At 69.1% G+C, this 26329-nt stretch carries 28 protein-coding genes and 1 pseudogene; 17 read left to right on the top strand and 12 right to left on the bottom strand.

Annotated elements, in window-relative coordinates; all coding sequences use genetic code 11:
- Positions 1 to 47 precede the first annotated feature (47 nt).
- Positions 48 to 1037: a M23 family metallopeptidase gene (locus ACPCXD_RS13255; protein ID WP_390889806.1), complete on the bottom strand. Its 990-nt coding sequence runs from the start codon at positions 1035 to 1037 to the stop codon at positions 48 to 50.
- Positions 1038 to 1479: 442 nt separating this feature from the next.
- Between ACPCXD_RS13255 and sucC the strand changes: the two genes are divergently transcribed.
- Positions 1480 to 2649 (top strand): ADP-forming succinate--CoA ligase subunit beta, encoded by a 1170-nt coding sequence (sucC, locus tag ACPCXD_RS13250; protein ID WP_016693408.1) that lies wholly within the window; start codon positions 1480 to 1482, stop codon positions 2647 to 2649.
- A 16-nt stretch (positions 2650 to 2665) separates the two neighbouring features.
- Positions 2666 to 3568 carry a succinate--CoA ligase subunit alpha gene (sucD, locus tag ACPCXD_RS13245; RefSeq protein WP_006553762.1) on the top strand — a complete coding sequence of 301 codons (903 nt, stop codon included), beginning with the start codon at positions 2666 to 2668 and terminating at the stop codon, positions 3566 to 3568.
- Between the two features lie 83 nt (positions 3569 to 3651).
- Here the strand turns inward: sucD and ACPCXD_RS13240 are convergent, their stop codons facing one another.
- A complete protein-coding gene (locus ACPCXD_RS13240; RefSeq protein WP_160873852.1) occupies positions 3652 to 4275 on the bottom strand; it encodes an IMPACT family protein in 624 nt (207 codons plus the stop codon).
- Positions 4276 to 4358: 83 nt separating this feature from the next.
- Here ACPCXD_RS13240 and ACPCXD_RS13235 point away from each other — a divergent pair, with 83 nt between their 5' ends.
- From ACPCXD_RS13235 to purH, 4 genes are read left to right on the top strand one after another with little or no spacing between them, the layout of a single operon-like run.
- Positions 4359 to 5450 carry a DUF5336 domain-containing protein gene (locus ACPCXD_RS13235; protein ID WP_160873853.1) on the top strand — a complete coding sequence of 364 codons (1092 nt, stop codon included), beginning with the start codon at positions 4359 to 4361 and terminating at the stop codon, positions 5448 to 5450.
- Positions 5451 to 5499: 49 nt separating this feature from the next.
- Entirely contained in the window at positions 5500 to 7158 is a 1659-nt protein-coding gene (locus ACPCXD_RS13230; protein WP_160873854.1) for a cell division protein PerM, read from the top strand.
- Between the two features lie 55 nt (positions 7159 to 7213).
- Entirely contained in the window at positions 7214 to 7861 is a 648-nt protein-coding gene (gene purN / locus ACPCXD_RS13225; RefSeq protein WP_024103172.1) for a phosphoribosylglycinamide formyltransferase, read from the top strand.
- Positions 7848 to 9410 (top strand): bifunctional phosphoribosylaminoimidazolecarboxamide formyltransferase/IMP cyclohydrolase, encoded by a 1563-nt coding sequence (gene purH / locus ACPCXD_RS13220; protein WP_064255721.1) that lies wholly within the window; start codon positions 7848 to 7850, stop codon positions 9408 to 9410. The genes purN and purH overlap by 14 nt, the downstream gene beginning before the upstream one ends.
- Positions 9411 to 9445: 35 nt before the next feature.
- Here purH and ACPCXD_RS13215 read toward each other — a convergent pair whose 3' ends face one another.
- The 3 genes from ACPCXD_RS13215 to ACPCXD_RS13205 form a co-directional block, all read right to left on the bottom strand.
- Positions 9446 to 9688, bottom strand: a complete 243-nt coding sequence (locus ACPCXD_RS13215; protein ID WP_016693414.1) for a hypothetical protein — start codon at positions 9686 to 9688, stop codon at positions 9446 to 9448.
- A 308-nt stretch (positions 9689 to 9996) separates the two neighbouring features.
- Positions 9997 to 10962 (bottom strand): alpha/beta hydrolase, encoded by a 966-nt coding sequence (locus ACPCXD_RS13210; RefSeq protein ID WP_160873855.1) that lies wholly within the window; start codon positions 10960 to 10962, stop codon positions 9997 to 9999.
- 12 nt (positions 10963 to 10974) lie between these two features.
- Positions 10975 to 11604, bottom strand: a complete 630-nt coding sequence (locus ACPCXD_RS13205) for a DUF4126 domain-containing protein (protein WP_016693416.1) — start codon at positions 11602 to 11604, stop codon at positions 10975 to 10977.
- Between the two features lie 72 nt (positions 11605 to 11676).
- Here ACPCXD_RS13205 and ACPCXD_RS13200 point away from each other — a divergent pair, with 72 nt between their 5' ends.
- Both ACPCXD_RS13200 and ACPCXD_RS13195 read left to right on the top strand, forming a co-directional pair.
- The gene (locus ACPCXD_RS13200; RefSeq protein ID WP_088899247.1) at positions 11677 to 13065 is read left to right on the top strand and encodes an ATP-binding protein; all 1389 of its coding nucleotides are present in this window, start codon (positions 11677 to 11679) and stop codon (positions 13063 to 13065) included.
- A complete protein-coding gene (locus tag ACPCXD_RS13195; protein WP_423659879.1) occupies positions 13062 to 14999 on the top strand; it encodes a vWA domain-containing protein in 1938 nt (645 codons plus the stop codon). Before ACPCXD_RS13200 ends, ACPCXD_RS13195 begins: the two co-directional genes overlap by 4 nt.
- A 6-nt stretch (positions 15000 to 15005) precedes the next feature.
- Here ACPCXD_RS13195 and ACPCXD_RS13190 read toward each other — a convergent pair whose 3' ends face one another.
- Genes ACPCXD_RS13190 through ACPCXD_RS13180 form a run of 3 tightly spaced genes read right to left on the bottom strand, consistent with a single transcriptional unit; the run spans position 15006 to position 17563 of the window.
- Positions 15006 to 16178 carry an MFS transporter gene (locus ACPCXD_RS13190; protein WP_160873858.1) on the bottom strand — a complete coding sequence of 391 codons (1173 nt, stop codon included), beginning with the start codon at positions 16176 to 16178 and terminating at the stop codon, positions 15006 to 15008.
- Between the two features lie 3 nt (positions 16179 to 16181).
- Complete coding sequence (locus tag ACPCXD_RS13185) at positions 16182 to 16604, bottom strand: hypothetical protein (RefSeq protein WP_160873859.1); 423 nt, start codon at positions 16602 to 16604, stop codon at positions 16182 to 16184.
- 32 nt (positions 16605 to 16636) lie between these two features.
- Entirely contained in the window at positions 16637 to 17563 is a 927-nt protein-coding gene (locus ACPCXD_RS13180) for an AEC family transporter (protein ID WP_026061586.1), read from the bottom strand.
- A gap of 171 nt (positions 17564 to 17734) precedes the next feature.
- Here ACPCXD_RS13180 and ACPCXD_RS13175 point away from each other — a divergent pair, with 171 nt between their 5' ends.
- Positions 17735 to 18598, top strand: a complete 864-nt coding sequence (locus tag ACPCXD_RS13175) for a DUF559 domain-containing protein (RefSeq protein WP_258259760.1) — start codon at positions 17735 to 17737, stop codon at positions 18596 to 18598.
- 99 nt (positions 18599 to 18697) lie between these two features.
- On the opposite strand, the gene rpsR is transcribed toward ACPCXD_RS13175, so the two are convergent.
- From rpsR to rpmB, 4 genes are read right to left on the bottom strand one after another with little or no spacing between them, the layout of a single operon-like run.
- The gene (gene rpsR / locus ACPCXD_RS13170) at positions 18698 to 18955 is read right to left on the bottom strand and encodes a 30S ribosomal protein S18 (RefSeq protein WP_006553776.1); all 258 of its coding nucleotides are present in this window, start codon (positions 18953 to 18955) and stop codon (positions 18698 to 18700) included.
- A 10-nt stretch (positions 18956 to 18965) separates the two neighbouring features.
- Entirely contained in the window at positions 18966 to 19271 is a 306-nt protein-coding gene (rpsN, locus tag ACPCXD_RS13165) for a 30S ribosomal protein S14 (protein WP_258259761.1), read from the bottom strand.
- 2 nt (positions 19272 to 19273) lie between these two features.
- Entirely contained in the window at positions 19274 to 19441 is a 168-nt protein-coding gene (gene rpmG, locus ACPCXD_RS13160) for a 50S ribosomal protein L33 (RefSeq protein WP_006553778.1), read from the bottom strand.
- Entirely contained in the window at positions 19441 to 19677 is a 237-nt protein-coding gene (gene rpmB, locus ACPCXD_RS13155) for a 50S ribosomal protein L28 (RefSeq protein ID WP_159416487.1), read from the bottom strand. The genes rpmG and rpmB overlap by 1 nt, the downstream gene beginning before the upstream one ends.
- Before the next feature lie 101 nt (positions 19678 to 19778).
- Here rpmB and mrf point away from each other — a divergent pair.
- The 8 genes and pseudogenes from mrf (at position 19779) to ACPCXD_RS13115 (ending at position 25837) form a co-directional block, all read left to right on the top strand.
- Positions 19779 to 21004: pseudogene (gene mrf, locus ACPCXD_RS13150) on the top strand (ribosome hibernation factor-recruiting GTPase MRF).
- A complete protein-coding gene (locus ACPCXD_RS13145) occupies positions 21001 to 21255 on the top strand; it encodes a type B 50S ribosomal protein L31 (protein ID WP_423659875.1) in 255 nt (84 codons plus the stop codon). Before mrf ends, ACPCXD_RS13145 begins: the two are co-directional and overlap by 4 nt.
- A 33-nt stretch (positions 21256 to 21288) precedes the next feature.
- The gene (rpmF, locus tag ACPCXD_RS13140; protein WP_088899222.1) at positions 21289 to 21462 is read left to right on the top strand and encodes a 50S ribosomal protein L32; all 174 of its coding nucleotides are present in this window, start codon (positions 21289 to 21291) and stop codon (positions 21460 to 21462) included.
- Between the two features lie 69 nt (positions 21463 to 21531).
- Complete coding sequence (locus tag ACPCXD_RS13135) at positions 21532 to 22221, top strand: response regulator transcription factor (RefSeq protein WP_088899223.1); 690 nt, start codon at positions 21532 to 21534, stop codon at positions 22219 to 22221.
- An 8-nt stretch (positions 22222 to 22229) separates the two neighbouring features.
- Positions 22230 to 23633, top strand: coding sequence for a HAMP domain-containing sensor histidine kinase (locus ACPCXD_RS13130; protein WP_202399328.1), 1404 nt, complete (start codon positions 22230 to 22232; stop codon positions 23631 to 23633).
- Between the two features lie 167 nt (positions 23634 to 23800).
- Entirely contained in the window at positions 23801 to 25045 is a 1245-nt protein-coding gene (locus ACPCXD_RS13125; protein WP_202399329.1) for a S1C family serine protease, read from the top strand.
- 74 nt (positions 25046 to 25119) lie between these two features.
- Complete coding sequence (locus tag ACPCXD_RS13120) at positions 25120 to 25617, top strand: MogA/MoaB family molybdenum cofactor biosynthesis protein (protein ID WP_006553786.1); 498 nt, start codon at positions 25120 to 25122, stop codon at positions 25615 to 25617.
- Between the two features lie 4 nt (positions 25618 to 25621).
- Positions 25622 to 25837, top strand: coding sequence for a hypothetical protein (locus ACPCXD_RS13115; RefSeq protein WP_229567372.1), 216 nt, complete (start codon positions 25622 to 25624; stop codon positions 25835 to 25837).
- Positions 25838 to 26329 lie beyond the last annotated feature (492 nt).

The raw sequence follows: 26329 nt of genomic DNA, 5'->3' as shown, positions 1-26329 counted from the left end.
AGAGGGTGGAACGGGACGCAGTGCCCAACGTACGGCGGCGAGGTCGGTCAGTCGCGCTGGACGCCGAGGGCGATACCGCGGGTGGCGAGCCACGGAACGGGGTCGATCTTGTCGACGCCGTTGAGGTGCACCTCGAAGTGCAGGTGCGGGCCGGTGGAGAAGCCGCGGTTGCCCATGGTGGCGATCTGGTCGCCGGCCATGACGTGCTGACCCACGGTCACCAGCGACTGGTCGATGTGCCCGTACACGGTGACGGTGCCGTCGGCGTGGAGGAGGCGGACCCACATGCCGAAGCCGGAGGCCGGACCGGAATCGATGACCTCACCGTCGGCGACCGCGAGGATCGGGGTGCCGATGGGGCCTGCGATGTCGACGCCGGCGTGGAGGGTGCCCCAGCGGGCGCCGAAGTTCGAGGTGAACGACCCCACGGCGGGGAGGACGAACAGCGGGCGACGGGCCGCGGCCTCGCGCGCAGCGCGTTCCTCGCTGAACCGCTGGCCCTTGGCCAGGAGATTCGAGAACTGCGACAGGTCGTTCGGGTCGGCGATGTTGAGCACCTGCGGGGCCTGCGACGGCTCGGCGTCGGCGCTCGGCGCGAACTGCGCGGCCTGGGGCACTGCAGTGGCGGTGATGATCGAGGAATCGGCTTCGCCGGCGGCGAGAGCGACCTCGGAGTGCTCGGTGTTCTGTCCCGGACCACCGTTGGCTGCGGCCTGGCCCGCGGCGACCACGGCGCCTGCGGCAACCGCGAAGACCGCGGCGCGGCCCTTGAGGGCGGTGGGGGGAGTGGGAAGTCGATGGGCTCCACCGCGGGACGCGGGAGCGGTGACGTCGGTGCTCTCGTCGGGACGATCCTGCGCGAAGCGGTCGTCGCGGACGGCGTGGCCGAAGGAGTCGGAGTAGTAGGTGGGCTCGGGACCGGGGCCGGTGTTGCGGAAGTCCATCGTGGCGGCTTCCCAGGCGTTCCAGTCTTCGGGTGCCGATTCGGGACGGCGGGTTCGGCTCTCGGCACTCGGGTTACCAGAGCGCATCGCCATCCTCCGTTCGTGACCTCATCGTTACTTCGACCAGGCGACGGTAACGAAGCGATCGCGGGGGTGGCAAGCCGTAGTTCGTCCGGCGGACGTTATGTGAGTGGCATCACAGTGCAAACCGGGGCAAATTGGGACATGCCCCAGCGGTCGGCGTCCCAAACACTGTTTTCCGACATGTCACGAGTCCGTTGCGTCGCGGCAGCGTGGGATCCGGTGTCGGAGGGCGAGTGGGTACCTGTCATTCTGAACCGAGTGCTCCGCTCGAACGTGGCGTCCGCCACGTTCCGGGAGGGGAACTGCGAAGTCGTTCCCGGACCTACGCGCGCGTGACCTGTGCCACATGGGACTGCCGCGCGTGATCCGCGGCCCGGCCGAGAAACTAGAGTCCGAAACGACCCGCTCGATACCCCGGAGCGGGCGTGAACGCAGACGAGACGGTGAGCAGATGGATCTCTTCGAATATCAGGCGAAGGAACTCTTCGCCAAGCATGACGTGCCGACGTCGGCCGGCCGTGTTACCGACACTGTCGCCGGTGCCCGCGAGATCGCGGAGGAAATCGGCAAGCCGGTCATGGTCAAGGCCCAGGTCAAGGTCGGCGGCCGCGGCAAGGCCGGTGGCGTGAAGTACGCCGCCACCGCAGACGACGCGCAGACCCACGCCGAGAACATCCTCGGCCTCGACATCAAGGGTCACATCGTCAAGAAGCTCCTGGTCGCCGAGGCCAGCGACATCGCGGAGGAGTACTACATCTCCTTCCTGCTCGACCGCACCAACCGCACCTACCTGGCGATGTGCTCGGTCGAGGGCGGCATGGAGATCGAAGAGGTCGCCGCCACCAAGCCGGAGCGCCTCGCCAAGGTCCCCGTCGACGCCGTCAAGGGCGTAGACCTCGCGTTCGCGCGTGAGATCGCCGAGAAGGGCCACCTGCCCGCCGAGGTCCTCGACGCCGCAGCCGTGACCATCCAGAAGCTGTGGGAGGTCTTCGTCAAGGAAGACGCTCTCCTCGTGGAGGTCAACCCCCTCGTCCGTACCCCGGACGATCAGATCCTCGCCCTCGACGGCAAGGTCACCCTGGATGCCAACGCCGACTTCCGTCAGCCCGGCCACGCCGAGTTCGAGGACAAGGACGCCACGGATCCCCTCGAGCTCAAGGCCAAGGAGAACGACCTCAACTACGTCAAGCTCGACGGCGAGGTCGGCATCATCGGTAACGGCGCCGGCCTGGTCATGTCGACCCTCGACGTCGTCGCCTACGCAGGCGAGAAGCACGGCGGCGTCAAGCCCGCCAACTTCCTCGACATCGGTGGCGGCGCCTCGGCAGCCGTCATGGCCGCCGGTCTCGACGTCATCCTGAACGACGCTCAGGTCAAGAGCGTGTTCGTCAACGTCTTCGGTGGCATCACCGCGTGCGACGCGGTCGCGAACGGCATCGTCAAGGCCCTCGAGATCCTCGGCGACGAGGCCAACAAGCCGCTGGTCGTCCGCCTCGACGGCAACAACGTCGACGAGGGTCGCCGCATCCTCGCCGAGGCCGACCACCCGCTGGTCACGGTCGTCGCCACCATGGACGAGGCTGCCGACAAGGCGGCCGAACTCGCCTTCGCAGCGAAGTAAAGGGACACACAGAACAATGGCAATCTTCCTTACCAAGGATTCCAAGGTCATCGTCCAGGGCATCACCGGCGGCGAGGGCACCAAGCACACCGCGCTCATGCTCAAGGCCGGCACCCAGGTCGTCGGCGGCGTGAACGCCCGCAAGGCCGGCACGACGGTCTCGCACACCGACAAGGACGGCAACCCCGTCGAGCTCCCCGTCTTCGGCTCCGTCGCCGAGGCCATGAAGGAGACCGGCGCCGACGTCTCGATCGCGTTCGTTCCCCCGGCCTTCTCGAAGGACGCCATCGTCGAGGCCATCGACGCGGAGATCCCGCTGCTCGTGGTCATCACCGAGGGCATCCCCGTGCAGGACTCCGCCTACGCCTGGGCCTACAACGTCCAGAAGGGCAACAAGACCCGCATCATCGGCCCCAACTGCCCCGGCATCATCACCCCGGGTGAGGCGCTCGTCGGCATCACCCCGGCGAACATCGCCGGCAAGGGCCCGGTCGGCCTCGTCTCCAAGTCGGGCACCCTGACCTACCAGATGATGTTCGAGCTGCGCGAGTACGGCTTCTCGACCGCCATCGGCATCGGCGGCGACCCGGTCATCGGCACCACCCACATCGACGCCATCGAGGCGTTCGAGAAGGACCCGGAGACCAAGGTCATCGTCATGATCGGCGAGATCGGCGGCGACGCCGAGGAGCGCGCAGCCGACTACATCAAGGCCAACGTGACCAAGCCGGTCGTCGGCTACGTCGCGGGCTTCACCGCTCCCGAGGGCAAGACCATGGGCCACGCCGGCGCCATCGTCTCGGGCTCCTCGGGCACCGCTCAGGCCAAGAAGGACGCTCTCGAGGCGGCCGGCGTGAAGGTCGGCAAGACGCCGTCCGAGACCGCTGCGCTCGCTCGCGAGATCCTGCAGTCGCTCTGACAGCAGCGTCGCCTTCCGTGCGCGCCTTCCGGTGGCTCCGGCCATCGGGAGGCGCGCACGCGCTTTTTCCGGCGTAAATCCGGTCAGATGTCGATCCAGTCGACTCCCGCGGGTTCGAGTTCGCCCGCCCCTGACGTCAACGACGCCACCCAGCCCTCCAGTTCGCTCCGCTCACGCCCCGCGACGGTGAAGACGACCCGGTCCGCATAGGCCACGTCGAGCACCGCGACCCCGCGCCCGCGCAGTTCCGCCTCCACGCGACCCGCCTCGCCGTGATCGATCGCGAGGGTGAACTTCTCCTGCTGCCTGCGCTCGACGAGAGGCGCCTCGTCCAATGCCGTCGCGACCGCACCCGAATACGCGCGCACCAGCCCGCCCGCGCCGAGCTTGATCCCCCCGAACCACCGGGTCACCACCACCGCGACGTTCACCAGATCCCGGTGGTGCAGGACCTGCAGCATCGGGATACCGGCCGTGCCGCCCGGCTCCCCGTCGTCGCTCGACCGCTCGGCGCGTGCCGACGGGGCGTCACCCACCACGAACGCCCAGCAATGGTGTCGGGCATCGGGATACAGTCGGCGTTGTTCGTCGACGAAGGCGAGCGCGGCGTCGGCCGTGTCGACACGACGAACCGCCGCGAGGAAACGCGAGTGCTTCACCTCCGTCTCGACCACGACGTCGGGGCCCGGGGCGAGAGTGTGCGGCATGGACCCCATTCTCTCGGGTAGTCCCTAGGCTGTTGACTGCAGGACGAGTGACCGACACACACCGATCGACGGCAGGAGAATCGATGACATTCCCCGCAGGCGCATCCGCCCAGAGCAAGGTGGTGCCGTTGCTGCTGCCACTCGCGGTGGCCGTGCTCGGTGCCGTGAACTTCCTGCTCGGCCTCACACCCTTCGTGAACATCACCTTCGGCTCCCAGGTGGCGCTCACGTCCTTCGATTTCGGCTTCGCCGTCGTGCCGCTGGCCTTCCTGCTCTTCGGCGGTGTGAGCGCGGCACTGTCGCTGCTCCCCGGCCAGGATCTGCGTGCCGTGGCCGTCGCGGCGTCGGGCGTCGGTTTCGTGACGTCCCTGTTCCAGCTGTTCCATCTGCCCGAGGACACCGGGATCGCGTGGGGCGGCGTGACGATCCTCGTCCTCGGTTTCCTGCAGTTCGCGCTGGCGCTCGTCGCGCTGCTGTTCGGCCTCGGCATCCTTGTGTCCGGCCGGTCGGGTGAGCGGAGCTCCTTCGGTTCGCCGCAGGGCGCCGGGCAGTACCAGGGATTCGGGACCGGTCCGGGAACCGGTCAGCCCCAGGGCTCCGGGGCGCCGCAGGGTTATGGTTCGCCGCAGGGTTACGGCCCGCAGGGATACGGCCAGCCCTACGGCGCGCAGCAGGGAGTCACCGGCGGGCAGTCCCAGTTCGGTGCGCCCCATCCCGGCCACCAGGCGTATCCCGGACAGCAGACCTCGGGGGAGTACTCCGGAGCGCAGCAGTACTCGGGGTCGCAACAGTACGGTGGGTCCCAGCAGTATCCGGGCGCGCAGCAGTACGGCGGGCAGCAGTACAGCGGAGCCCAGCAGTTCCCCGGTTCACAGCAGTTCCCGGGCGCCCAGCAGTACGGCGGGGGAGCGCAGTATCCCGGTGCCCAGCAGTACGGCGGACAGCAGTACACCGGTGCGCAGCCGACCCAGCAGTATCCGGTTCAGGAACCGCACGGCGCTCAGGACCCGACGGACCACACCGACACGCGGGCGGACGGCACAGTCACCCGGGCGGACGGCACAGTGTCCGATGACGACACGACGGGCACGGAACGTCGCGAGGAGACCGGGACCACTGCGACCGGCGACCAGGAGGCCACGCAGGCCTTCCGCGCACCGGACGACCAGCGGTGATCGGCGCGCCTGACACCACGACCGCCGTGTCGGTGACACTCTCGAACCGATGACTTCGACGCTCGGCCGGTCCACCCGGCACGTTCCCACCGACGACGACAGCCTGGACCCGGAGCGGTTCCGCATCCTGCTCGGCACCGCGGCCCGCGTTCCGGCGGTGACGCTCGCCGTCGTGGCCACCATCGTGGTGACGACGATGGTCGTCGCCAACAGCGACCTCACCGGCATCTACGCCGCGATCGCCGGCACGTGGCTCGCTCTGCACCAGGTGACGCTCACGATCGACGGCACGTCGTTGGGTGTGCTGCCGCTGCTGCCCACCGCGGTCCTGGTGTGGCAGGCGGCGCGCGGATGCGCGTCCGCGGCCGACGCGCTCGTCGAGAACAGCGGTTACGCCCTCGATCGTCAGGACGTCTCGCGCATCACCGTCGCCGTCCTCGCCGGCCCGCTGCTCGTGACCGCGGCGTCGCTGATCGTGCTGCAGGATGCGGCGAGCGTGCTGCCGGTAACGCCCCCGAACGCCGGTGCCGCGCTCGCGTGGGTCACCGGCATCTACCTCCTCGCGGCCCTCATCGGCATCGGGTCCCGCGTGTGGAGGCCGCTGGTGCGCTATTACGCAGCGCCCGACTGGCTCGTGCTCGCCTTCCGTCCGGCACTGCGGGTGCTGCTGGGAATGTTCGCCCTCGGTGGGGTGGTGGTCGTCGCCGGACTGCTGTGGTCGTGGAACGTCGTCGGTGAACTGCTCGCGCGCGGGGATCACTGGACCGGCGTGCTGGGGCTGACGGTGATGTCGATCCTGTACCTGCCCAACGTCATCATCGGTGCCGCTGCCGTCCTGGCGGGCAGCACCGTGCACTTCGGCGACATCCATCTGAGCCTGTTCGAGGCGACGGGCGGCGACCTCCCGGCACTGCCGGTGCTCGCGGCGGTCCCCTCGGGCCCGGCCGCAGCGTTCTGGCCGGTGCTGCTGGCCGTTCCGGCGACGATCGGTGCGCTGCTCGGCCGTTTCGCCGCGCAGCGAACCCTGCAGGCGAAGGCCGACGGTGCTCCGGTCGGCAGCGCCGATGCGGCATGGACGGTGCTCGCTGCCGCAGCGGGAGCCGGACTCGTCACGGCGCTGGCGACCTGGGTCGCGGGCGGTCCGCTCGGCGTCTTCGGCACGGTCGGCGCCAATTGGTGGCTCGCCGGAATCCTCGTCTTCGCCTGGTCGGGACTGCTCGGCATCATCACGGCCCAGCTGCTTGTGTGGCGCGAAGGACGATTGGCCGCGGCGGCGCTGCGCGCCGACATCGAGGTGGACGAGGAGATCTCGGAGGATGCGGCAGACGCGGCCCCGTCCGACAACACCGCCGACGGAGAGACCGACGCAGAACTCGAGGCGGCCGAGAGTGAGACCCCGGTACTCGAGGCTCCTGCGGCGGAGGACTCCGAGGCCGCTGATGTCGACAGTGCGGATGTCGACGGCGAGGATGTCGAGGACGCGGATGCCGACGAGGAGGAATCCTCCGTCGAGGACACCACCGCCGCCGAGCGCGAGGTCGCAGAAGTCGACGAGGACGAGGCCGACGAAGGCGATGCGACCGACGCCGCCGAGGACGACGACGTCATCGACGCCGAGGTGATCGAGGTCGTCGACGAGGATGATGCCGAGGACGACAGCGAGCCCGACGAGGAGGTCGCGAACAAGGCCGAGAAGGGCGCCGACTAGGCTCTCCTACGGCCGGTCGATCGGCCGACCCACCTCGACTTCACAGGAGTGGACCCTGACTGCCTCGCGTGACCAGCTGCCGCCCACCGCGCCGGCGCGGCTCGTCGTCCTCGCCTCGGGCACGGGCAGCCTCTTGCGTTCGCTGCTCGACGCCACCCGGACCGACGGATATCCCGCCACGGTCGTCGCTGTCGGTGTCGACCGCGAATGTCCCGCCGAAGGACATGCCGCGGACGAGGGGATCCCGTCGTTCCGCGTCGCGTTGCGCGACTTCGAGGACCGCACCGCGTGGGACCGCGCGCTGACCGACGCGGTCGCCGCCCACGAACCCGACCTCGTGGTGTCCGCGGGCTTCATGAAGATCCTGGGTTCGGCCTTCCTGGAGCGGTTCGCCGGCCGCATCATCAACACGCATCCCGCGCTGCTGCCGTCGTTCCCCGGCGCGCACGCCGTCGCCGACGCCCTGGCCTACGGCGTCAAGGTCACCGGTTCGACGGTGCATCTCGTCGACGGGGGAGTCGACACCGGGCCGATCCTCGCGCAGGAAGCCGTGCAGGTGCTCGACGACGACGACGAGGACACCCTGCACGAGCGCATCAAGGTTGTGGAGCGACGGCTGCTGGCCGAGATGGTCGCCGCCGTCGCCACCCGTGGAGTTGTTTCCGATGGACGAAAGGCCGTGATCCCCGGTGACCGAACGTAAGACTGTGCGCCGCGCGCTGGTCAGCGTGTACGACAAGAGCGGGCTGGTGGAGCTGGCGACAGGGCTCCACGCGGCAGGTGTCGAGCTGGTCTCGACCGGCTCCACGGCCAAGACCATCGCCGACGCAGGCGTGCCGGTGACGAAGGTCGAAGAACTGACCGGCTTCCCCGAGTGCCTCGAGGGCCGGGTCAAGACCCTGCACCCGCGCGTGCACGCCGGCATCCTCGCCGACACCCGCAAGCAGGACCACCTCGACCAGATCGCCGATCTCGGCATCGAGGCGTTCGAGCTCGTCGTCGTGAACCTCTACCCGTTCACGCAGACGGTCGCCTCGGGTGCGAGCCCCGACGAGTGCGTCGAGCAGATCGACATCGGCGGTCCGTCGATGGTGCGCGCTGCGGCGAAGAACCACCCGTCCGTCGCGGTCGTCGTCGACCCGGCCGCCTACGGTGACGTGCTCGCCGCCGTCGAGGGCGGCGGTTTCACCCTCGAGCAGCGCAAGCGTCTTGCCGCGCAGGCGTTCCAGCACACCGCCGCCTACGACGTCGCCGTCGCGAGCTGGATGAACAGCGGCTACGCAGCGCCCGAGGGCGACGAGTCGCAGTTCCCGGCGTGGACCGGCGCGACCTGGACCCGCGCGAACGTCCTTCGCTACGGCGAGAACCCGCACCAGGCCGCAGCCCTGTACGTGAACGAGGCCGGCGAGCCGGGGCTCGCGCAGGCCGAGCAGTTCCACGGCAAGGAGATGTCCTACAACAACTACCAGGACGCCGACGCCGCCTGGCGCGCCGCGCACGACCACAGCGAGCCGTGCGTCGCGATCATCAAGCACGCCAACCCGTGCGGTATCGCGATCGCCGACGACATCGCCACGGCACACCGCAACGCGCACGAGTGCGATCCGGTCTCGGCCTTCGGTGGCGTCATCGCCGCCAACCGTGAGGTGAGCGTCGAGATGGCCGAGCAGGTCGCCGAGATCTTCACCGAGGTGATCATCGCCCCGTCGTACGCCGACGGTGCCGTCGACGTGCTCTCCCGCAAGAAGAACATCCGCATCCTGCGCGCCGATTCGCCGAAGTCGGCTCCGGTCGAGATCCGTCAGATCTCCGGTGGGCTGCTGCTGCAGGAGCGCGACGTGCTCACCGCGGACGGCGACTCCACCGCCAACTGGCAGCTCGCGTGCGGCGAGGCTGCCGACGAGGCCACGCTGCGCGATCTCGAATTCGCCTGGCGCGCATGCCGTGCCGTGAAGTCCAACGCGATCCTGCTGGCTTCGGGCGGCGCGACCGTCGGTGTCGGCATGGGTCAGGTCAACCGCGTCGACTCGGCGCGACTCGCCGTGACCCGTGCGGGTGATCGTGTCGCCGGGTCGGTGGCCGCGTCGGATGCCTTCTTCCCGTTCGCCGACGGTCTGCAGGTGCTGACCGAGGCCGGCGTGAAGGCGATCGTGCAGCCGGGTGGCTCGGTGCGCGACAACGAGGTCATCGAGGCCGCTCGCGAGGCGGGCGTGACGCTGTACCTCACCGGCGCGCGGCACTTCGCGCACTAGTCACGACCACGCGCGGCACCCGCGCGCACCGTCGCTCAGGCGGCGTGCGCGTGGGTGCCGTTGTCGTGTGCGGTGTGTTCGACGGTGCGCTTGCCGCGGCCCTCGGAGATGACGAGCTTGGCGGCGCCACGGTCGAGCAGCTCGCGGATGAGATCCGCGGAGGCGGCGCCGCTCTCGGTACCGCCGACCCGGCTCAGGTCGATGGTGATGGCGTGACCGGTGAGGTCGTCGGGCAGTTCGGTCGACACGGTGCCGCCGGATTCGATTCGCAGTTTCATGGTGTTTCTCCTGTCGAGGTGATCTTGTACGGGTCGCGGTCGGGGATAGAGAAAGGGCACCCGGGGCGTATGTGCCCCGAGTGCCCGAGAACGAGTCGTCGTGTGACTTCTATTCTCGGGATCGCTCCGCCGCGAAGTGGAAGAAGAAGTGAGAAAACGGTACGGAACAACCGGCTACGTACATGTGCTTGTATCGCATCGGACCGTACCTTTCTCGTGTGAACCAGTTGGTTAACGGATGACCATACACGAACAACGCGGAATGGACATTTGTTATTTCTGCGTCGTCCGTGCGTGGGGTCGGGTGCTCAGCCCCTCAGCTTCTCGAGCCACGCCTCGAAACCGGACGTGAACTCGTCGGAGAAGGGCAGGTCGGCGACGTAATCGGCGCCCGTCGACTGCTGGTCGCCGATGTCCTTGAGCACGTGGTTGGTGCGCGTCATGCGCAGCGACGTCAGGCGGGTGTGGACGAGTGCCGCGTCGAGCGCGTCGACGTCCTCGACCCGCACCTGGATGTCCTTCGAGGAGACCGCGGTGAGCACCGGCAGGTCGCCGGCGACCTGTGCGGCGAGCATCCGCGGATCGAGCGCGTCCTCCTCGGCGAGCGCCTTCGCGTTGGCGGGGACGAGCCCGGCATTGCGCAACGGCTCGGGCAGGGTGTCGCTGAGGGTGCCGTCGGCGCGGAGCGACTCGACCGCACCCGTGAGCGCGACCCGCAGTTCGTCGGCGATCTGGACGGGGAGCTGTCCCGCGGCGACGACGGCGTCGAGCTGCGCGTCGATCTGGGCGGTCAGCAGGTCGAGCAGGCGCACGGCGAGCGGTTCGAGCAGACCGAGTCCGGCGACCGCGTCGTTGTCCTGGGCGAGCGACAGCGCGATCAGCGCGCCTTCGCTGTGCCCGACGACGTAGAGCCGCTCCGGGTCGACCCCGCGCTGCGAACCGAGGAAGGCGAGCGCGTCGGCGGCGCCGTCGATGAACGTCGAGAAGCCGAGATCGGCGACGTCCTCGACGCTGTACGGGCCGAGGCCGGTGACACCGCTGCCGAACTTGTCGTAGCGCAGGCTCGCGAAGCCCTTGCGTTCGAGCACGTCGGCGAGGTGCCGCAGGGTCCCGATCGATCCCGGGAGCAGTGCGCTGTCACCGTTGCGGTCGGTGGGGCCGCTGCCGGCGAGCAGCAGGACGGCGGGCACCGGACCCCTCATGGAGACGGGGACCCGCAGGCTGCCGTGCAGGGTGACGTCGCCGCTGGAAAAGGTGATCTCGGTGTCCGACATGTCATGTGTCTATCAGAAGTCGCCGGGCCGGCCCGTATCGAGGGCGCCGCGGTGTGGCGTCGGTTTCGTCCGTGACGAACGGGCACGGCGCACCCGGCGGTAACCCCGCACTCCGAGCCACCCGAACAGCGCCAGCAGGGGGATGACGAGCAGGGGAGCGAGCAACGCGATCAGCGATGTGACGAACGAGGTGACGCTCTCGACGATCGACAGCACCGGATTGCCGAAACCGGCGGTGGTCGCGGTGCTCGCGACCCGCGTACCCGTCTGCGCCGTGCTCACCGCCAGGGCGGTCGGGGCGCCGATGACGATGCCCGCGAGCGCCGCCATCGCCGGATCGAGGCTCGCGAAGGCCGCCCACGCCGCGAGCGCACCCGCGACCGGCCGGGTGACCGTGCCGACGGCGGACAGCGCGTTGTCCACGAGCGGCACGAGGTCGGCGACGACCTCCACGGCGGTGGCGATCGTCAGGGCGACGAGCGCCGAGGTGGACCCGAGCCACTGCATCGATTCGTTGAGGACGACTCCGAAGAGTTCGAAGTGGACCGCGGCCGACAGGAGCAGCAGCGGCAGGAAGGTGCGCAGCCCGGTGGCGGCCGCGAGCCCCAGCCCGAGCAGGGCCGCCAGGATCCAGGTGTCCATGCGGCGAGTGTAGGCGGACCGGTCGCGGGATCACGGATGCCGAAACTGCGGTTCGGTCGTACCTTGGGTGAGGTGACGTCACCCACACCGCGCCCCTCCACGGTCGGCGAGCTCCGCGCCTCCGGCCACGTGCAACGGTCCGTCAAGGACGAGATCCGGCACAACCTGCTCGCTGCGCTGCGCGACGGTACCGATCCGTGGCCCGGAATCCTCGGTTTCGAGGACACCGTCGTCCCGCAGCTCGAACGCGCCCTCATCGCCGGCCACGACGTGGTCCTGCTCGGCGAACGCGGCCAGGGCAAGACGCGCCTGCTGCGCACCCTGCCGCTGCTGCTCGACGAATGGACCCCGGTCATCGCCGGCTCCGAACTCGGCGAGCACCCCTACGAACCCATCACCCCGGCGTCGATCCGCCGTGCCGCCGAACTCGGCGACGACCTGCCCGTCGCGTGGCGGCACCGCAGCGAGCGGTACGCCGAGAAGCTCGCGACCCCCGACACCTCGGTCGCCGACCTCGTCGGCGACGTCGACCCCGTGAAGGTCGCGGAGGGTCGCAGCCTCGGCGACCCGGAGACGATCCACTTCGGTCTCGTGCCCCGCGCGCACCGCGGCATCGTCGCCGTCAACGAACTGCCCGACCTCGCCGAACGCATCCAGGTGTCGCTGCTCAACGTCATGGAGGAACGCGACATCCAGGTCCGTGGCTACACGCTGCGCCTGCCCCTCGACGTGCTGCTCGTCGCGAGCGCGAACCCCGAGGACTACACGAACCGCGGTCGCATCATCACCCCGCTCAAGGACCGTTTCGGCGCGGAGATCCGCACGCACTACCCGACCCGGCTCGAGGACGAGATCGCCGTCATCGAGCAGGAGGCGCACCTGCAGTCCCGCGTGCCCGACTATCTCTTCGAGATCCTCGCCCGGTTCACCAGGCTGCTGCGCGAATCGACCTCCGTCGACCAGCGTTCGGGTGTCTCGGCACGGTTCGCCGTCGCCGGCGCCGAGACCGTCTCGGCCGCGGCACTGCACCGCGGTGCGGTCCTCGGTGAGGACGATCCGGTCGCGCGTCCCGTCGACCTCGGCACGGTCGTCGAGGTGCTCCGCGGCAAGGTGGAGTTCGAATCCGGCGAGGAGGGAAGGGAATTCGAGATCCTCGATCACCTCCTCCGGCGCGCCACGGCCGAGACCGCCCGCTCGCGGCTCGCGGGCGTCGACCTCGGGCCGCTGGTCGCCGCCGTCGAACAGGGTGATCCGGTGGTCACCGGTGAGCGGATCACCGCGAAGGTGCTGCTCGACGAACTGCCCGAACTGCCCGTCCTCGACGCCGTCGCCGAGCGGCTCGGCGCCACCGACACCGGAACCCGCGCCGCGGCAGTGGAACTCGCCCTCGAGGGTCTGTACCTGGCGCGGCGCATCGCCAAGGACACCGGCGACGACGGATCGGCGGTGTACTCCCGATGAGCAGGTCGGCCCGCTACGGTCCGTATGCCGGGGGCGATCCGCTCGCCCCGCCGGTGGACCTGCGCGACGCGCTCGCCGCGATCGGCGACGACGTCATGGCCGGCGCGTCACCCAAGCGCGCCCTGCGGGAGTTGCTGCGCCGCGGACAGGACGGTATGCGCGGCCTCGACAAGCTTGCCGCGCAGGCGAACCGGCGTCGACGTCAGCTGCTCGACCGCACCAACCTCGACGGCACCCTGCGCGAGGTGCGCGAACTCCTCGACCGCGCCGTGCTCGAGGAGCGCAAGGAGCTGGCCCGTGCCCTCGACGACGACGCGCGGTTCGCGGAGATGCGGATCGAGGAACTACCGCCGTCGACGGCGCAGGCCGTGCAGGAACTGGCCGACTACGACTGGCGCAGCGCGCAGGCCCGGCAGGACTACGAGAAGATCCGCGACCTGCTCGGCCGCGAGATGCTCGACCAGCGCTTCACCGGGATGAAGCAGGCGCTCGAAGGGGCCACCGACGAAGACCGGCAACGCATCTCGGAGATGCTGAACGACCTCAACGATCTGCTCGACAAGCACTCCCGCGGTGAGGACACCGAGGAGGACTTCGAGCAGTTCATGGCCGAGCACGGCGAGTTCTTCCCGGAGAACCCGCAGAACGTGGAGGAACTGCTCGACTCCCTCGCGCAGCGGGCCGCGGCTGCGCAGCGGCTGCGCAACTCGCTCACCCCCGAGCAGCGCGACGAACTCGACGCCCTCGCGCAGCAGGCCTTCGGATCCCCGGATCTGATGAGCCAGCTCGACCGTCTCGACGGCCACCTGCGTGCCGCGCGTCCCGGCGAGGACTGGACCGGCTCCGAGCAGGTGCGCGGCGAACAGGGCATGGGTCTCGGTGAGGCCACCTCGGCGCTGCAGGAGCTGTCCGAACTCGACCAGCTCGCCGAGCAGCTGTCGCAGCAGTACGCCGGGGCGTCGCTCGACGACATCGACCTCGACGCGCTCGCCCGTCATCTCGGGCCCGAGGCCGCGGCCGATGCACGCACCCTCGCCGAACTCGAGAAGGAACTGCAGCGGCAGGGCTTCTTCGACCGGGGTGCCGACGGACAGTGGCGACTGTCGCCCAAAGCCATGCGCCGGCTCGGCGAGGCGGCTCTGCGCGACGTCGTGAATCGCATCTCGTCGCGCACCGGGCAACGCGAGTCGCGGCGGGCGGGCGTGCTCGGCGAACCGACCGGCGCGTCGAAGACATGGGAGTTCGGCGACACCGAACCGTGGGACGTCGTGCGGACCCTCACCAACGCGACCCTGCGCAGTCCCGGTCTGCCGGTGCGGATGTCGGTGCAGGACGTCGAGGTGATCGAGACCGAACAGCGGACGCAGGCGGCCGTCGCGCTACTCGTCGACACGTCGTTCTCGATGGTCATGGACGGTCGCTGGGTGCCGATGAAACGCACGGCCCTCGCGCTCAACCATCTCGTGTCCACGCGCTTCCGCGGGGATGCGCTGCAGCTCATCGCGTTCGGCCGGCACGCTCGTGTGGTGTCGGCGCCCGAACTCGCCGGGCTCGACGGCGTCTACGAGCAGGGCACCAACCTGCACCACGCCCTGATGCTCGCGGGTCGTCACCTGCGTCGACATCCCAACGCGCAACCGGTGGTCTTCGTCGTCACCGACGGTGAACCCACCGCCCACCTCGAACCGGACGGCTTCGCGGCCTTCGACTACCCGCCGAGCGCACGCACTCTGGGGCTGACGGTGCGCGAACTCGACCACATCGCGCGGCTCGGCGCCCAGGTCACGATCTTCCGGCTCGGCAGCGATCCGGGGCTCGCGCGGGTCGTCGACGTGCTGGCGCGTCGCGTCGGGGGACGGGTGGTCGCGCCCGACGTCGACGGTCTCGGGGCGGCGGTCGTCGCCGACTACGTGCGGGCCCGTCGGCGGTCGTAGGAACTCTCAGCGGCGCACGGATCGCCACGTGGTCGTCGCGGCGGCGGACAGCAGGGCGGCGGTCACCCAGAAGATCGACGCGACCCCGGCGACCCCGGCGATCGCGCCGGCCACCATGGGCACCGCGACCTGCCCGAGACGGTTGCCGGTCAATCGCACCGCCAGCGCCGACGCGCGGTCGGCCGGTGCGACGAGTTCGACCACCCACGTCATGGTCAGGGGTTGGCCGACGCCCCAGAACATTCCGCACACGGCCAGCAAGGCGCCGATGACCCACGGGTTCGGCACGAGCGGCAGCAGCGCGACGGGCACGATGGTCCCGGCGGTCGCGGAGACGAGCAGCCACCTGCGCGGAATCCGGCGCAGCGCCCACGGCAGCAGGGCACGCGAGACGATGGACGCCACGGTGCGGGCGGTGAGCAGGATCGACACCAGCAGCACACCGAACCCGAACTGCTCGCCGAGCAACGGCAGGTAGGCGACGACGAGGTCGACCGAGGCGAGGACCACCAGGCTCGACAGCATCGCGGGCTTCATGCCCTTCGTCCCGAGCATCGACAGGATCGACTGGGGCGCGCCGTCCTCCGCGGTGCGGCCGGAGCCGGGCGGTTCACGAAGTCCCAGCACGAGTGGAAGGGAGAGCAGCGAGACCACCGTCATGGCCAGCAGTGCGCCGGTGGTCTCGACGGAACCGTTGCCGTCACCGGTGGTCGCGGCGATCACGCCGGAGACCGGCACACCGACGGCCTGCCCGACCGATACACCCAGCGTGAGACCGGCGAACCCGCGATCCAGTTGACCCGGCGGCGACAGGATCGACACGAACGCCTGTCCCGACACCGTGACGAGCAACTGCCCGAGACCGAGCACGACGTTGCCGGCGGCGAGCACGGGCAATCCCGAACTGAGAGCGATCAACCCGGCGCCGACCGTGGTGACGACGATGCCCGAACGGAGAATGGCGGTCGCGTGGCCGCGGTCCACGGCGCGTCCCATCCGCACCGCCGCGATCAGTGGGACGATGGCGTAGAGCGCGGTGACGGCACCGATGGTCGTCGCGTCACCGCCGAGCGCGAGGATCCGGTAGGAGACCAGGACGCGGATCGACTGGAATGCCGCGTGCAGCAGGGCTGTGGACAAGCACAGGTACAGCAGCCAGTGACGCGGAGGATGCGGCATATGTCAGACGCCGGCCGTCACGACCCGGTCGCCGAGCGGCGACTGCAAGGAGACCTCGAGGGTGCCGGCGACGGCGACCATGATGCACATGCGGTCCTGCATCTCCGGCAGCGTGCCGCCGAGCAGCGTCACCGTCACCGCGTCGTCCGTTTCGGTGACGGTCGCGTCGACGCCGAAGCACTCGGGGGTGCCCGTCTCGAAGTGCAGGGCGATCCGGTCGTCGCTCACCCGCGACCACGACAGGATCGTCAGCGGATGTGCGTCGACGATGTCGGGTCGCGGCGAGAACGCCGTCGCCCCTGCCGGAACCGGTTCCTCGGGCAGTGCAGGGACGTCCGGTGTACCCGAACTCGATCCGCAGGCCGCGATGATCAGGTACATCGCGAGGACGGTGATTCCCCGGCAGACACGGACGACGGAACGCATGGTTCCCACGGTATTCCCGTGTCGTGTGTTCCTCATGCCAGCAGGGCGGCGGTCACGCCGATCGCAGGGATGGAGGCGAGGGTGGTGACGAGTGCGGCGTCGCGGGCGAGCACCGTGCCGCGACCGTAGGCACTGGCGTAGACGAACACGTTCTGCGCGGTCGGCAGTGCCGCGACCACCACGACGGCGAACAGCGCATGGCCGTCGAGGCCGAACACGAAACGCCCCATCAGGTACGCGAGCACGGGCTGGGCGAGGATCTTGAGCACCGAGGCGAGCGCGATGTCGCGGCGCGGGCTCGTCCCCTTCTCGAGCACTCGCACGCCCTGCAGCGACAACCCGAACGCGAGCAGCGCACCGGGAACAGACGCGCCGCCGAGCAGATGGAACGGCTGCAGCAGCGCTTCGGGAGGCGTCCACCCGCTGATCGCGATGGCGAGCCCGGCCGCGGCGGCCAGGACGATGGGGTTCTTGAACGGCGCGAGCAGGGTGTCGAGGCGCGAGACCCCGGCGCGCATCGTCGACAGGTCGAGCATCGTCAGCGCGATGGGGGAGAGCACGACGATCTGGAACAACAGCAGGGGAGCGACGAACGACGCGTCGCCGAGCACGAAGACCGCGATGGGGATGCCGAGGTTCGCGGAGTTGACGTAGCCGGCGCACAGCGCGCCGATGGTGGCCTCGGGAACTGCACGTCGCAGCCAGAGCTTCGCGACGACGAAGTGCACGATCGCGACGGCGAACGCCGTGGCCGCCGCGATGTAGAGATTGGGCGAGAAGATCACCGACAGGTCGGACGTCGCGAGCACGTCGAACAGCAGCGCGGGGGTGGCGACGAAGAAGACGAGCCGGCTGAGCACCGTCTGCGCCTCGTGCCCGAGTGTGCCCAGGCGCCCCAGCGTGAAGCCGATGGCGATGATCACGAAGATGACACTGAACCCCGCGATCACACCCGACACGGTTGCCTAGTCTAAGGACCCTGTGGATGAGTTCCCGAGGCAGGCGCCCGGAGCGCAGTTCTTGTCGATCAAAGCCGAATTTTTCGACGACAACTGCTCACTCAGGAACGTTCATCCACAGGGCGACGATCCGGGGTTCCACGTCGGGCGTACGTTGTGCAGGCTTCCGCCATGGGGGAATTCGACGAACCGTTCAGCGGCACCGACGCGCTGGCCGGAAAATGCCTGACGCCGTACCGACTGCGGACCATGCGCCGGCTGCATCGCGACGTGTACATCCATCCCGACGCGGAGATGACTGCGCTGCGACGTGCGCGTGCGGCGTGGTTGTGGACGCGAGGCGGTGGCGTACTGGCAGGGCTGTCCGCTGCCGCGGTGCACGGCAGCAGATGGGTCGACGGTCGTGCGCCGGCGGAGCTGCTCCGGACCGGGAGTCGCCGCGGCACGGCCGGGGTGAGGGTGCACGGCGACACCGTGCTCGAGGAGGAGGTCTGCGAGCGCGAGGGGATGTCGGTGACGACTGCTGCGCGGACCGGTTTCGATCTCGCCCGGTGGCTGGCACCCGCGCGAGCCGTCGAACAACTCGATGCGTTGTGTCGAGCCACCGGGCTGGACCCGGCAGACATCCTCACCGTCGCCGACCGGCACCGCGGGGAGCGCGGACTTCCGCAGGTGCGCGCGGTCGTACCCCGCGTGGATCCCGGCGCCGAGTCTCCACCCGAGACCAGGGTCCGCCTGTTGCTCGTGCACCACGGACTACCGGCGCCGGCCACCCAGGTGCCGATCGTCGACGAGGGCAGGGTGATCGGTTGGGCGGACATGGGGTGGCACGAATGGCGCACCGCCGTCGAGTACGACGGGGTGCACCACTGGACCGACGAGCGTCAGCGCACCAAGGACATCGAGCGCTACGAGTCGTTCGCCTCGCTGGGCTGGTCGGTGATCCGGGTGAACTCCGAGCAACTCCGAATGCGTCCGCTGACGATCGTCGAACGGGTCCGCAGGGCGCTGCGGGCGTCGGGCGCACCCGTGTGACGTGCACTTCTCGTCGAAAATTCCGACGAATTTCGACAAGACCTGCACATACGACGACGCCGCCCCTCCCGATGGAGAGGCGGCGTCGGAAGCTACGACCTACTTGCTGCTGACGTAGGGGAGCAGAGCCATCTCGCGGGCGTTCTTCACCGCGACGGCGACCTGACGCTGCTGCTGCGGGGTCAGGCCGGTGACGCGACGGCTGCGGATCTTGCCGCGGTCGGAGATGAAGGTGCGGAGCAGGTTGACGTCCTTGTAGTCGACGTACTCGATCTTCGCCGCGAAGAGGGGGTTCTTCTTGGGCTTGCGTCCCTCTACGGCACGCGACTTCTTCGACGGTCCTCGCTTGACTGCCATATCTCGCTCCTCACCAGCTCGACTTGTGGACGCCGGGTAGTTCCCCGCGGTGGGCGAGTTCACGCACACGCACTCGTGAGAGCCCGAACTTTCGCAGGTGGCCGCGCGGGCGGCCGTCCGCAGCGTCTCGATTGCGCAATCGTACCGGACTGGCATCGCGGGGTAGACGCTGCAGTGTCCGCTGGGCTTCGCTGCGCTCCTCGGGCGAGGACGACGGTCGGCGCACGACCTCCTTCAGTTCCGCGCGCCGCTCGGCGTACCGGGCCACGATCGCCTTCCGTCGCTCGTTGCGTGCGACCTTCGATTTCTTCGCCACGACTACTTCTCCTCGCGGAAGTCGACGTGTCTGCGCAGCACGGGGTCGTACTTGCGCAGGACGAGACGGTCGGGATCGTTCCGGCGGTTCTTCCGGGTGACGTAGGTGTAGCCGGTTCCCGCGGTCGAGCGAAGCTTGACGACGGGCCGGATCTCGCTGCGTGCTGCCATCAGAACTTCTCCCCGCGGGCGCGCAGACGCGCGACGACGCTCTCGATGCCGTCGCGGTCGACGATCTTGATGCCCTTGGTGGACAGGTTCAGCGTGACCCGGCGTCCGAGCGAAGGTACGAAATAGGTTCTGCGCTGGATGTTCGGGTTCCACCGCCGGCTGGTGCGGACATGGGAGTGCGATACGGATCTCCCGAAACCGGGTCGCCGTCCGGTGAGTTGGCACGTGGCCGACACGTCGGCTCCTTTCGTAGGTAACGACAATCATTTTCGACAAAGTGCTTCGCCGACTGTACGCTCAGATGTCGTTAATGACAATCGTTATCGAAAGGAGTCCTGTGGACACCAGGACGCCGCTCGTCATCGTCTGCGGATGGCGCGGACGGACTGCGCAGGTCGCGCGGTCGCTCCTGCGTCCGGGCACCGCGGTCGTCCACCACGACCTGTCCGGTCTCGACCAGGGCGTACTCCGCCGCTCAGTGCTCACCGTCGAGGGCGAACGCACCGAGATCCTCGAACTCGCGCACGGGTGCGTCTCCTGCACGCTGCGCGAGGATCTGTTGCCGCTTCTGCGCCGCATGCGCGACTACAGCAGCGTCGACCGGATCGTGCTGCACCTCGACCCGCAACTCGAACCCGAGGCACTGTGCTGGGCAGTCGAACATGTCGTGGTGAGCGGGATCGTCGGTCGTGTCGACGGACCCGCGTCCCTCGATGTCCGAGTGGACGGCGTCGTGACCTGCCTCGACGCCGCGACCTGGCTCGAGGACGCGACGGGCGACGACGAACTGAACGAGCGTGTCGACGACGACCGCACCCTGGCGCAGGTCGTCGTCGGCCAGGTCGAGTTCGCCGATGCGTTGGTGGTGCTTCCGGGAGCGGACGGCTGGCAGCAGGCACGCCTGCACGCGGTGCTCACCCGACTCGCCCCGGACGCGCCGATCGCGTGGGCGGGGGAACCGGACGTCGAGCGGCTCCTCCGCGAGATACCCGCCACCGCCCGTCGGGGGACGATCGACGGGGCGCACTCGCCTCTCCTACGAGGTCAACCGCCCCTCGACGACGACTGCGGAATCCGCCTCGTCGAGTTCTCCGCCGACCGGCCGTTCCATCCGGAACGTCTCCACCACGCGATCGACGTGCTGCTCGACGGCGTCGTGCGCGCCCGAGGGCGACTGTGGGTCGCCACCCAACCCGACAATGCGCTGCTCGTCGAATCCGCCGGTGGAGGACTGCGGGTCGCTCATGCCGGCATGCCGGGCCGTGGCTCGTGTCGATGACTCCCGAGCAACAGCGCGAGATCCCGCCGGAACGCCGCGCGATGGCGTCGCTGCGCTGGGACGAACGCTACGGCGACCGGGACACGAGCATCGTCGTCCTCGTCCACGACGCCGACCCGGATCTCATCGACCGCACCCTGCGTGCGGCAGTCGTGACCGACGACGAGTTCGACCGCCCCGACCTGTGGCCGACCTGGCACGACCCCTTCGGTCGATTCCACGAAGACCCATGTGACGACCTCCCGGCAGACCGCCGCGACAACGAGAGAGAGGAACACCGATGAAACCGGCGGCCCTGCATCCCGACTACCACCCCGTGGTCTTCCGGGACGCCAACACCGGCGCCACCTTCCTGACCCGTTCCACCGCGACATCCGAACGCACGACCGTCTGGTCGGACGGCCGTACCTACCCGCTGATCGTCGTCGATGTCACGAGCGACTCGCACCCGTTCTGGACGGGCGCCGCCCGCCTGCTCGACACCGCCGGTCGCGTCGAGAAGTTCGAGCGCAAGTACGGCCGGCGCCGACCCTGATCCCCGAACCTCCCGACATCGAAGGAGAACGACATGGCAGTCCCCAAACGCAGGAAGTCCCGCTCGAACACCCGTCATCGCCGGTCGCAGTGGACGGCGAAGGTCCCCGATCTCGTGCCGGTCACGGTCGACGGAACGACAGTGAAGGTGCCCCGCAGGCTCGTCGAGGCCGTGCACAGGGGTGACGTCGATCCCCGGACCGACTGAGTCGTAGAGCCCGCCCGCCACCGCGGGTTCTCAGCGCGCTCTCAGTAGGGGCAGGCCACAATGGTGATCATGCGCATTCTGGTGGTCGACGACGACCGTGCGGTGCGGGAGTCGCTGCGCCGGTCACTGAGTTTCAACGGATACACGGTCGACCTCGCGACGGATGGGCAGGACGCCCTCGAGCAGGTCGCGGCGTCGCGTCCGGATGCGATGGTGCTCGACGTGATGATGCCGCGCGTCGACGGTCTCGAGGTGTGCCGCCGACTGCGCAGCACCGGCGACGACCTGCCGATCCTCGTCCTTACCGCGCGCGACTCCGTCTCGGAGCGGGTCGCGGGTCTCGACGCGGGCGCCGACGACTACCTGCCGAAACCGTTCGCGCTCGAGGAACTGCTCGCGCGGCTGCGGGCGCTGCTGCGTCGTGCCGCGCCCGACCCGGACTCGTCCGCCGACGAGGTGCTGCGGTTCGCCGACCTCAGCCTCGACCCCGCGACCCGCGAAGTCACCCGCGGTGACCGGCAGATCAGCCTCACCCGCACCGAGTTCTCCTTGATGGAGATGCTCATGGCGAACCCGCGGAGGGTGCTCACGCGCAGCCGCATCCTCGAGGAGGTGTGGGGTTACGACTTCCCGACCTCCGGCAACGCCCTCGAGGTCTACGTGGGGTACCTGCGACGCAAGACCGAGGCCGGTGGAGAACCGCGCCTGATCCACACGGTGCGCGGCGTCGGGTACGTGCTGCGCGAAACCCCGCCGTGAGCGACCCGATGCGACCACCTCTTCTTCTGACCCGCTCGGTGCCGCTGCGCACCCGCGTCACGCTCCTCGCGGCCGGCGCGGTGGCGCTCGCCGTCGCCGTCACCTCCATCGCGGCCTACGCCGTCGTCTCGCGGGCGTTGTACTCGGAGGTCGACACCCAGTTGCGGGCGCGGGCCGCCGCGCTCGTCGAGTCGAGCACCCTCATCACCTATGACCCGCGCTATATCGGTGGGGCCCAGCTCTACAGCTCCGACATCAGCGTGGCCCTGATCTACCCGGATCTCGGCAGGTACGTGCCGCCGGGCTCGTCGGTCCCCATCGGCGAATCCGAACTGGCGGTGGCCGAGGGCGACCGTGAGTCGTCGCTTCGCACCGTCGCCCAGCAGCGCGTACTGGCCCAGCGCATGCCCGATGGCAGCACGGTCGTGATCGCGCAGCGCCTGCGTCCCACCGTCGAGATCCTCAACCGCCTGGCGAGTGTGCTGTTCATCGTGGGCGGGTGCGGGGTGGTGCTCGCCGCCGCCGTGGGTGCGACGGTCGGCCGTACGGGTCTGCGTCCCGTCGCCCGGCTCACCGCCGCCGCCGAGCGGGTCGCCCGCACCGACGACCTGCGGCCCATCCGGGTGACCGGCCACGACGAGCTCGCCCGTCTCACCGAGAGCTTCAACATGATGCTGCGCGCGCTCGCCGAGTCGCGGGAACGGCAGAGCCGGCTGGTCGCCGACGCCGGTCACGAACTGAAGACACCGCTGACCTCATTGCGGACCAACATGGAACTGCTCATCGCGGCGAGCCGTCCCGGTGCACCGAGCCTGCCCGACGAGGACATGGCCGAGTTGCGGGCCGACGTCATCGGCCAGATCGAGGAGTTGTCGACGCTCGTCGGTGATCTCGTCGACCTCGCCCGTGAGGATGCGCCGGAGACGGTCTTCGAGGTCGTCGACGTCGCCGAGGTGGTGGACCGCAGTCTCGAACGCGCGCGTCGACGGCGTACCGACATCGAGTTCCGGGCGACCACCGAGCAGTGGTTCGTCTTCGGCGACCAGGCCGGACTCACCCGCGCCGTGGTCAACGTCCTCGACAACGCGGCCAAGTGGAGCCCGGCGGGGGAGGACGTCGTCGTGAACATGCGGCAGATCGCCAGTGGCCTGATGGAACTGACCGTCGACGACGCCGGCCCGGGGATCCCGGAGGAGGAACGCGAGCTGGTGTTCGAGCGGTTCTACCGGGCGACGACCGCGCGGTCGATGCCGGGATCCGGTCTGGGACTGGCCATCGTGCGACAGATGGTCACGAAGCACGGCGGGACGATCGCCGTCGAACGGTCGGATCGTGGTGGCGCGCTGATCCGCATCGTGTTGCCCGGCACACCGACCCTCGATGGAGAGACGCACCCCACCGAGATCGGATGAATTCGACAGCGAAATCGCGGGTACTTCTGAGGCGACTCTCAGCTGCCCGGTCCATGCTGGACGAAGAAGGGCGGAGGTGCTCGACGCACCCCGCATGATCGGCCACCGCACGCCGACGTCGACCCGTATGCGTCCGGTGGCCCCGGCGGACGAAGGCGAAGTGACGAATGAGTGAGGACCCCACCCGCGGCGCGGGAGCACCGCAACCGCAACCCCATCCGTACGGCCCCGGTGGATACACCGACCCCTACGCGCAGGCCGCCCAGCAGCCGGCACCTCCGCCGCCGGCGCCGGGACCGAATCACCCAGCACCGAATCACACGGCATCGAATCGCATGCCGGGCCGTTCCGCCCTCGTCGTCGGTGCCATCGCACTGGCGCTGGTGAGCGGCGGCATCGGTGGCGCGGTCGGCGCGTGGTCGATGCGCGACTCGTCCGGACCGGTCGTCAACTCCCTCGACGCCCCGCGGCCCGAGACACAGACGATCGCCGCCGCTCCCGAGGGCAGCGTGCAGGCCGTCGCCGACAGGGTCGTGCCGAGCGTCGTACGGATCGAGGTCCTCGGTCGCACGGGTGCCGGTGAGGGTTCGGGTGTGGTCCTGTCCTCGGACGGATTGATTCTCACCAACAACCACGTCGTGGCGGGTGGCGGGCAGGGCGCGCGCCTGACGGTCTACTTCTCGGACGGTTCCACCGCACCGGCGACGGTCGTCGGCGCGGACGCGGTCTCGGACATCGCCGTCATCCGGACGGAAGGTCGCACCGACCTCACACCTATCGAACTCGGCAGCGCCGAGAACCTGGCGGTCGGCCAGGAGGTCGTGGCCGTCGGTTCGCCACTCGGACTCCAGAGCACCGTGACGGCGGGCATCGTCTCGGCCCTCAACCGTCCCGTCTCCACGAGCGGGGACACTGCCAACCAGGCGTCGGTCATCGACGCGATCCAGACCGACGCGGCGATCAACCCGGGCAACTCCGGTGGCGCGCTCGTCGACATGGAAGGTCGCCTCGTCGGCATCAACACCGCGATCGCCACGGCCGGCGGACAGTCGGGCTCGATCGGCCTCGGCTTCGCGATCCCCGTCGAGCAGGCCCGGCGCATCGCGCAGGAACTCGTCGACACCGGGCAGGCGACGCACTCGATCATCGGTGTCCAGGTCCCGTCCCGGGACAACGCCTACGGCGCGCGCGTCGTGGAAGTCGTACCCGACGGGCCGGCCGATCGTGCGGGCATCCCGAACAACGCGCTCATCGTCCGCGTCGACGAGCGGGTCATCACCGACGGCGACTCGCTCATCGCCGCGATCCGCTCCCGCGCTCCCGGCGAGACCGTGAAGATCACCTACCGCACGGCCGACGGTGAGGAGAACACCGTCGACGTCGTGACCACCGCAGATTCCGCCGGACGATGAGGGACGACATGGACATAGCTCACATTTCGGTACAAGAGCCGCATGCTCTCGACCCGCAAACTACCGTGGACCTCATGGAACTCGAAGCTCCCAGAAAAGGCCGCGCGCTCGTCGTCGTCGTCGACGACCGCGTCTCCCACGGCGACAGTCCGGACTCCGCGGGCCCGCTGGTCACGGAGCTTCTCGTCGAAGGTGGCTTCGCGGTCGACGGTGTCGTGACGGTCGCGGCCGACGAGGTCGAGATCCGAAATGCACTCAACACCGCGGTGATCGGCGGTGTCGACCTGGTGATCTCCGTCGGTGGCACCGGTGTCACCCCGCGCGACGTGACTCCCGACGCGACCGAGGACGTGCTCGATCACGAGATTCGCGGCATCGCCGAGGCGCTGCGTTCGTCGGGCCTGGCGTCGGGTGCCGTCGACGCCGGCCTCTCCCGCGGTCTCGTGGGCGTCTCCGGATCGACGCTGGTGGTGAACCTCGCGTCGTCGCGTCCCGCCATCCGCGACGGGATGGCGACCCTGCTTCCTCTCGCGGCGCACGTCATCGAAGAGCTGTCCTGGATGGAGGAGTGACGCCATGTCCGGCGACCCTGCGGACCCGCAGGAGCCCGACGAGGTGACCGAAGCAAAGCGTGAGAGCCGTGCCCGGATCGACCGGGCACGGCTGGCGCGCATCTTCGGAGATGTACTTCCCGAGACGACACGCGACGAACGGGGCGAGAGCGACTCCGGCGGTGGCGGCTCGGACGAATGGCTGCGCAGGCAGGTGCCTCCACACCACTCCGGTGAGTGATCTGCATCACTGACGTCGAGTTGCGCTCAACCGGATTCCAACCCGTTGTCGACCGCAACGAAACGTCGCCGCAACGATCCGTTCATCTCCGTCTGGTCCGCGCGATGTTTGTGATCTGTGTTTCCGGTCACATAAGGTATTTTGTCCTGCACTCCGGGTGCAATAAGAATGTGGCTTCTACCTGCGCCGATGTGGCGCTGATCGAGTCCTGTACGTGTAATCCTGGGTTACATATTCCAACCTGATAGGTGTCCTATTTGACCGCTTCGGTGAACGGTCGGGCGTGTGATCTGCACCGCGCCTATACCGGAGCGTTACGAAAGCTAGGCGTTGCTCTAGGAATGGTCACGGTCTAATCTCCCTCTCAGGTTCAAACCGGTCGAGCCCAGGCTTCACAGCCTGGGCTCGGTCACGAATCGGTAAAGCAAAACCGTGCGGACGATGGACGTAACCGACACACCGACGGCTGATCCGCCGGTGTGTTCGCTGTGG

This window comes from Rhodococcus sp. AB351, assembly GCF_049538275.1.
Taxonomy (GTDB): Bacteria; Actinomycetota; Actinomycetes; order Mycobacteriales; family Mycobacteriaceae; genus Rhodococcus.
The sequence above is the reverse complement of the archived record's forward strand: the minus strand, read 5'-3'. Positions and strand labels throughout refer to the sequence as shown.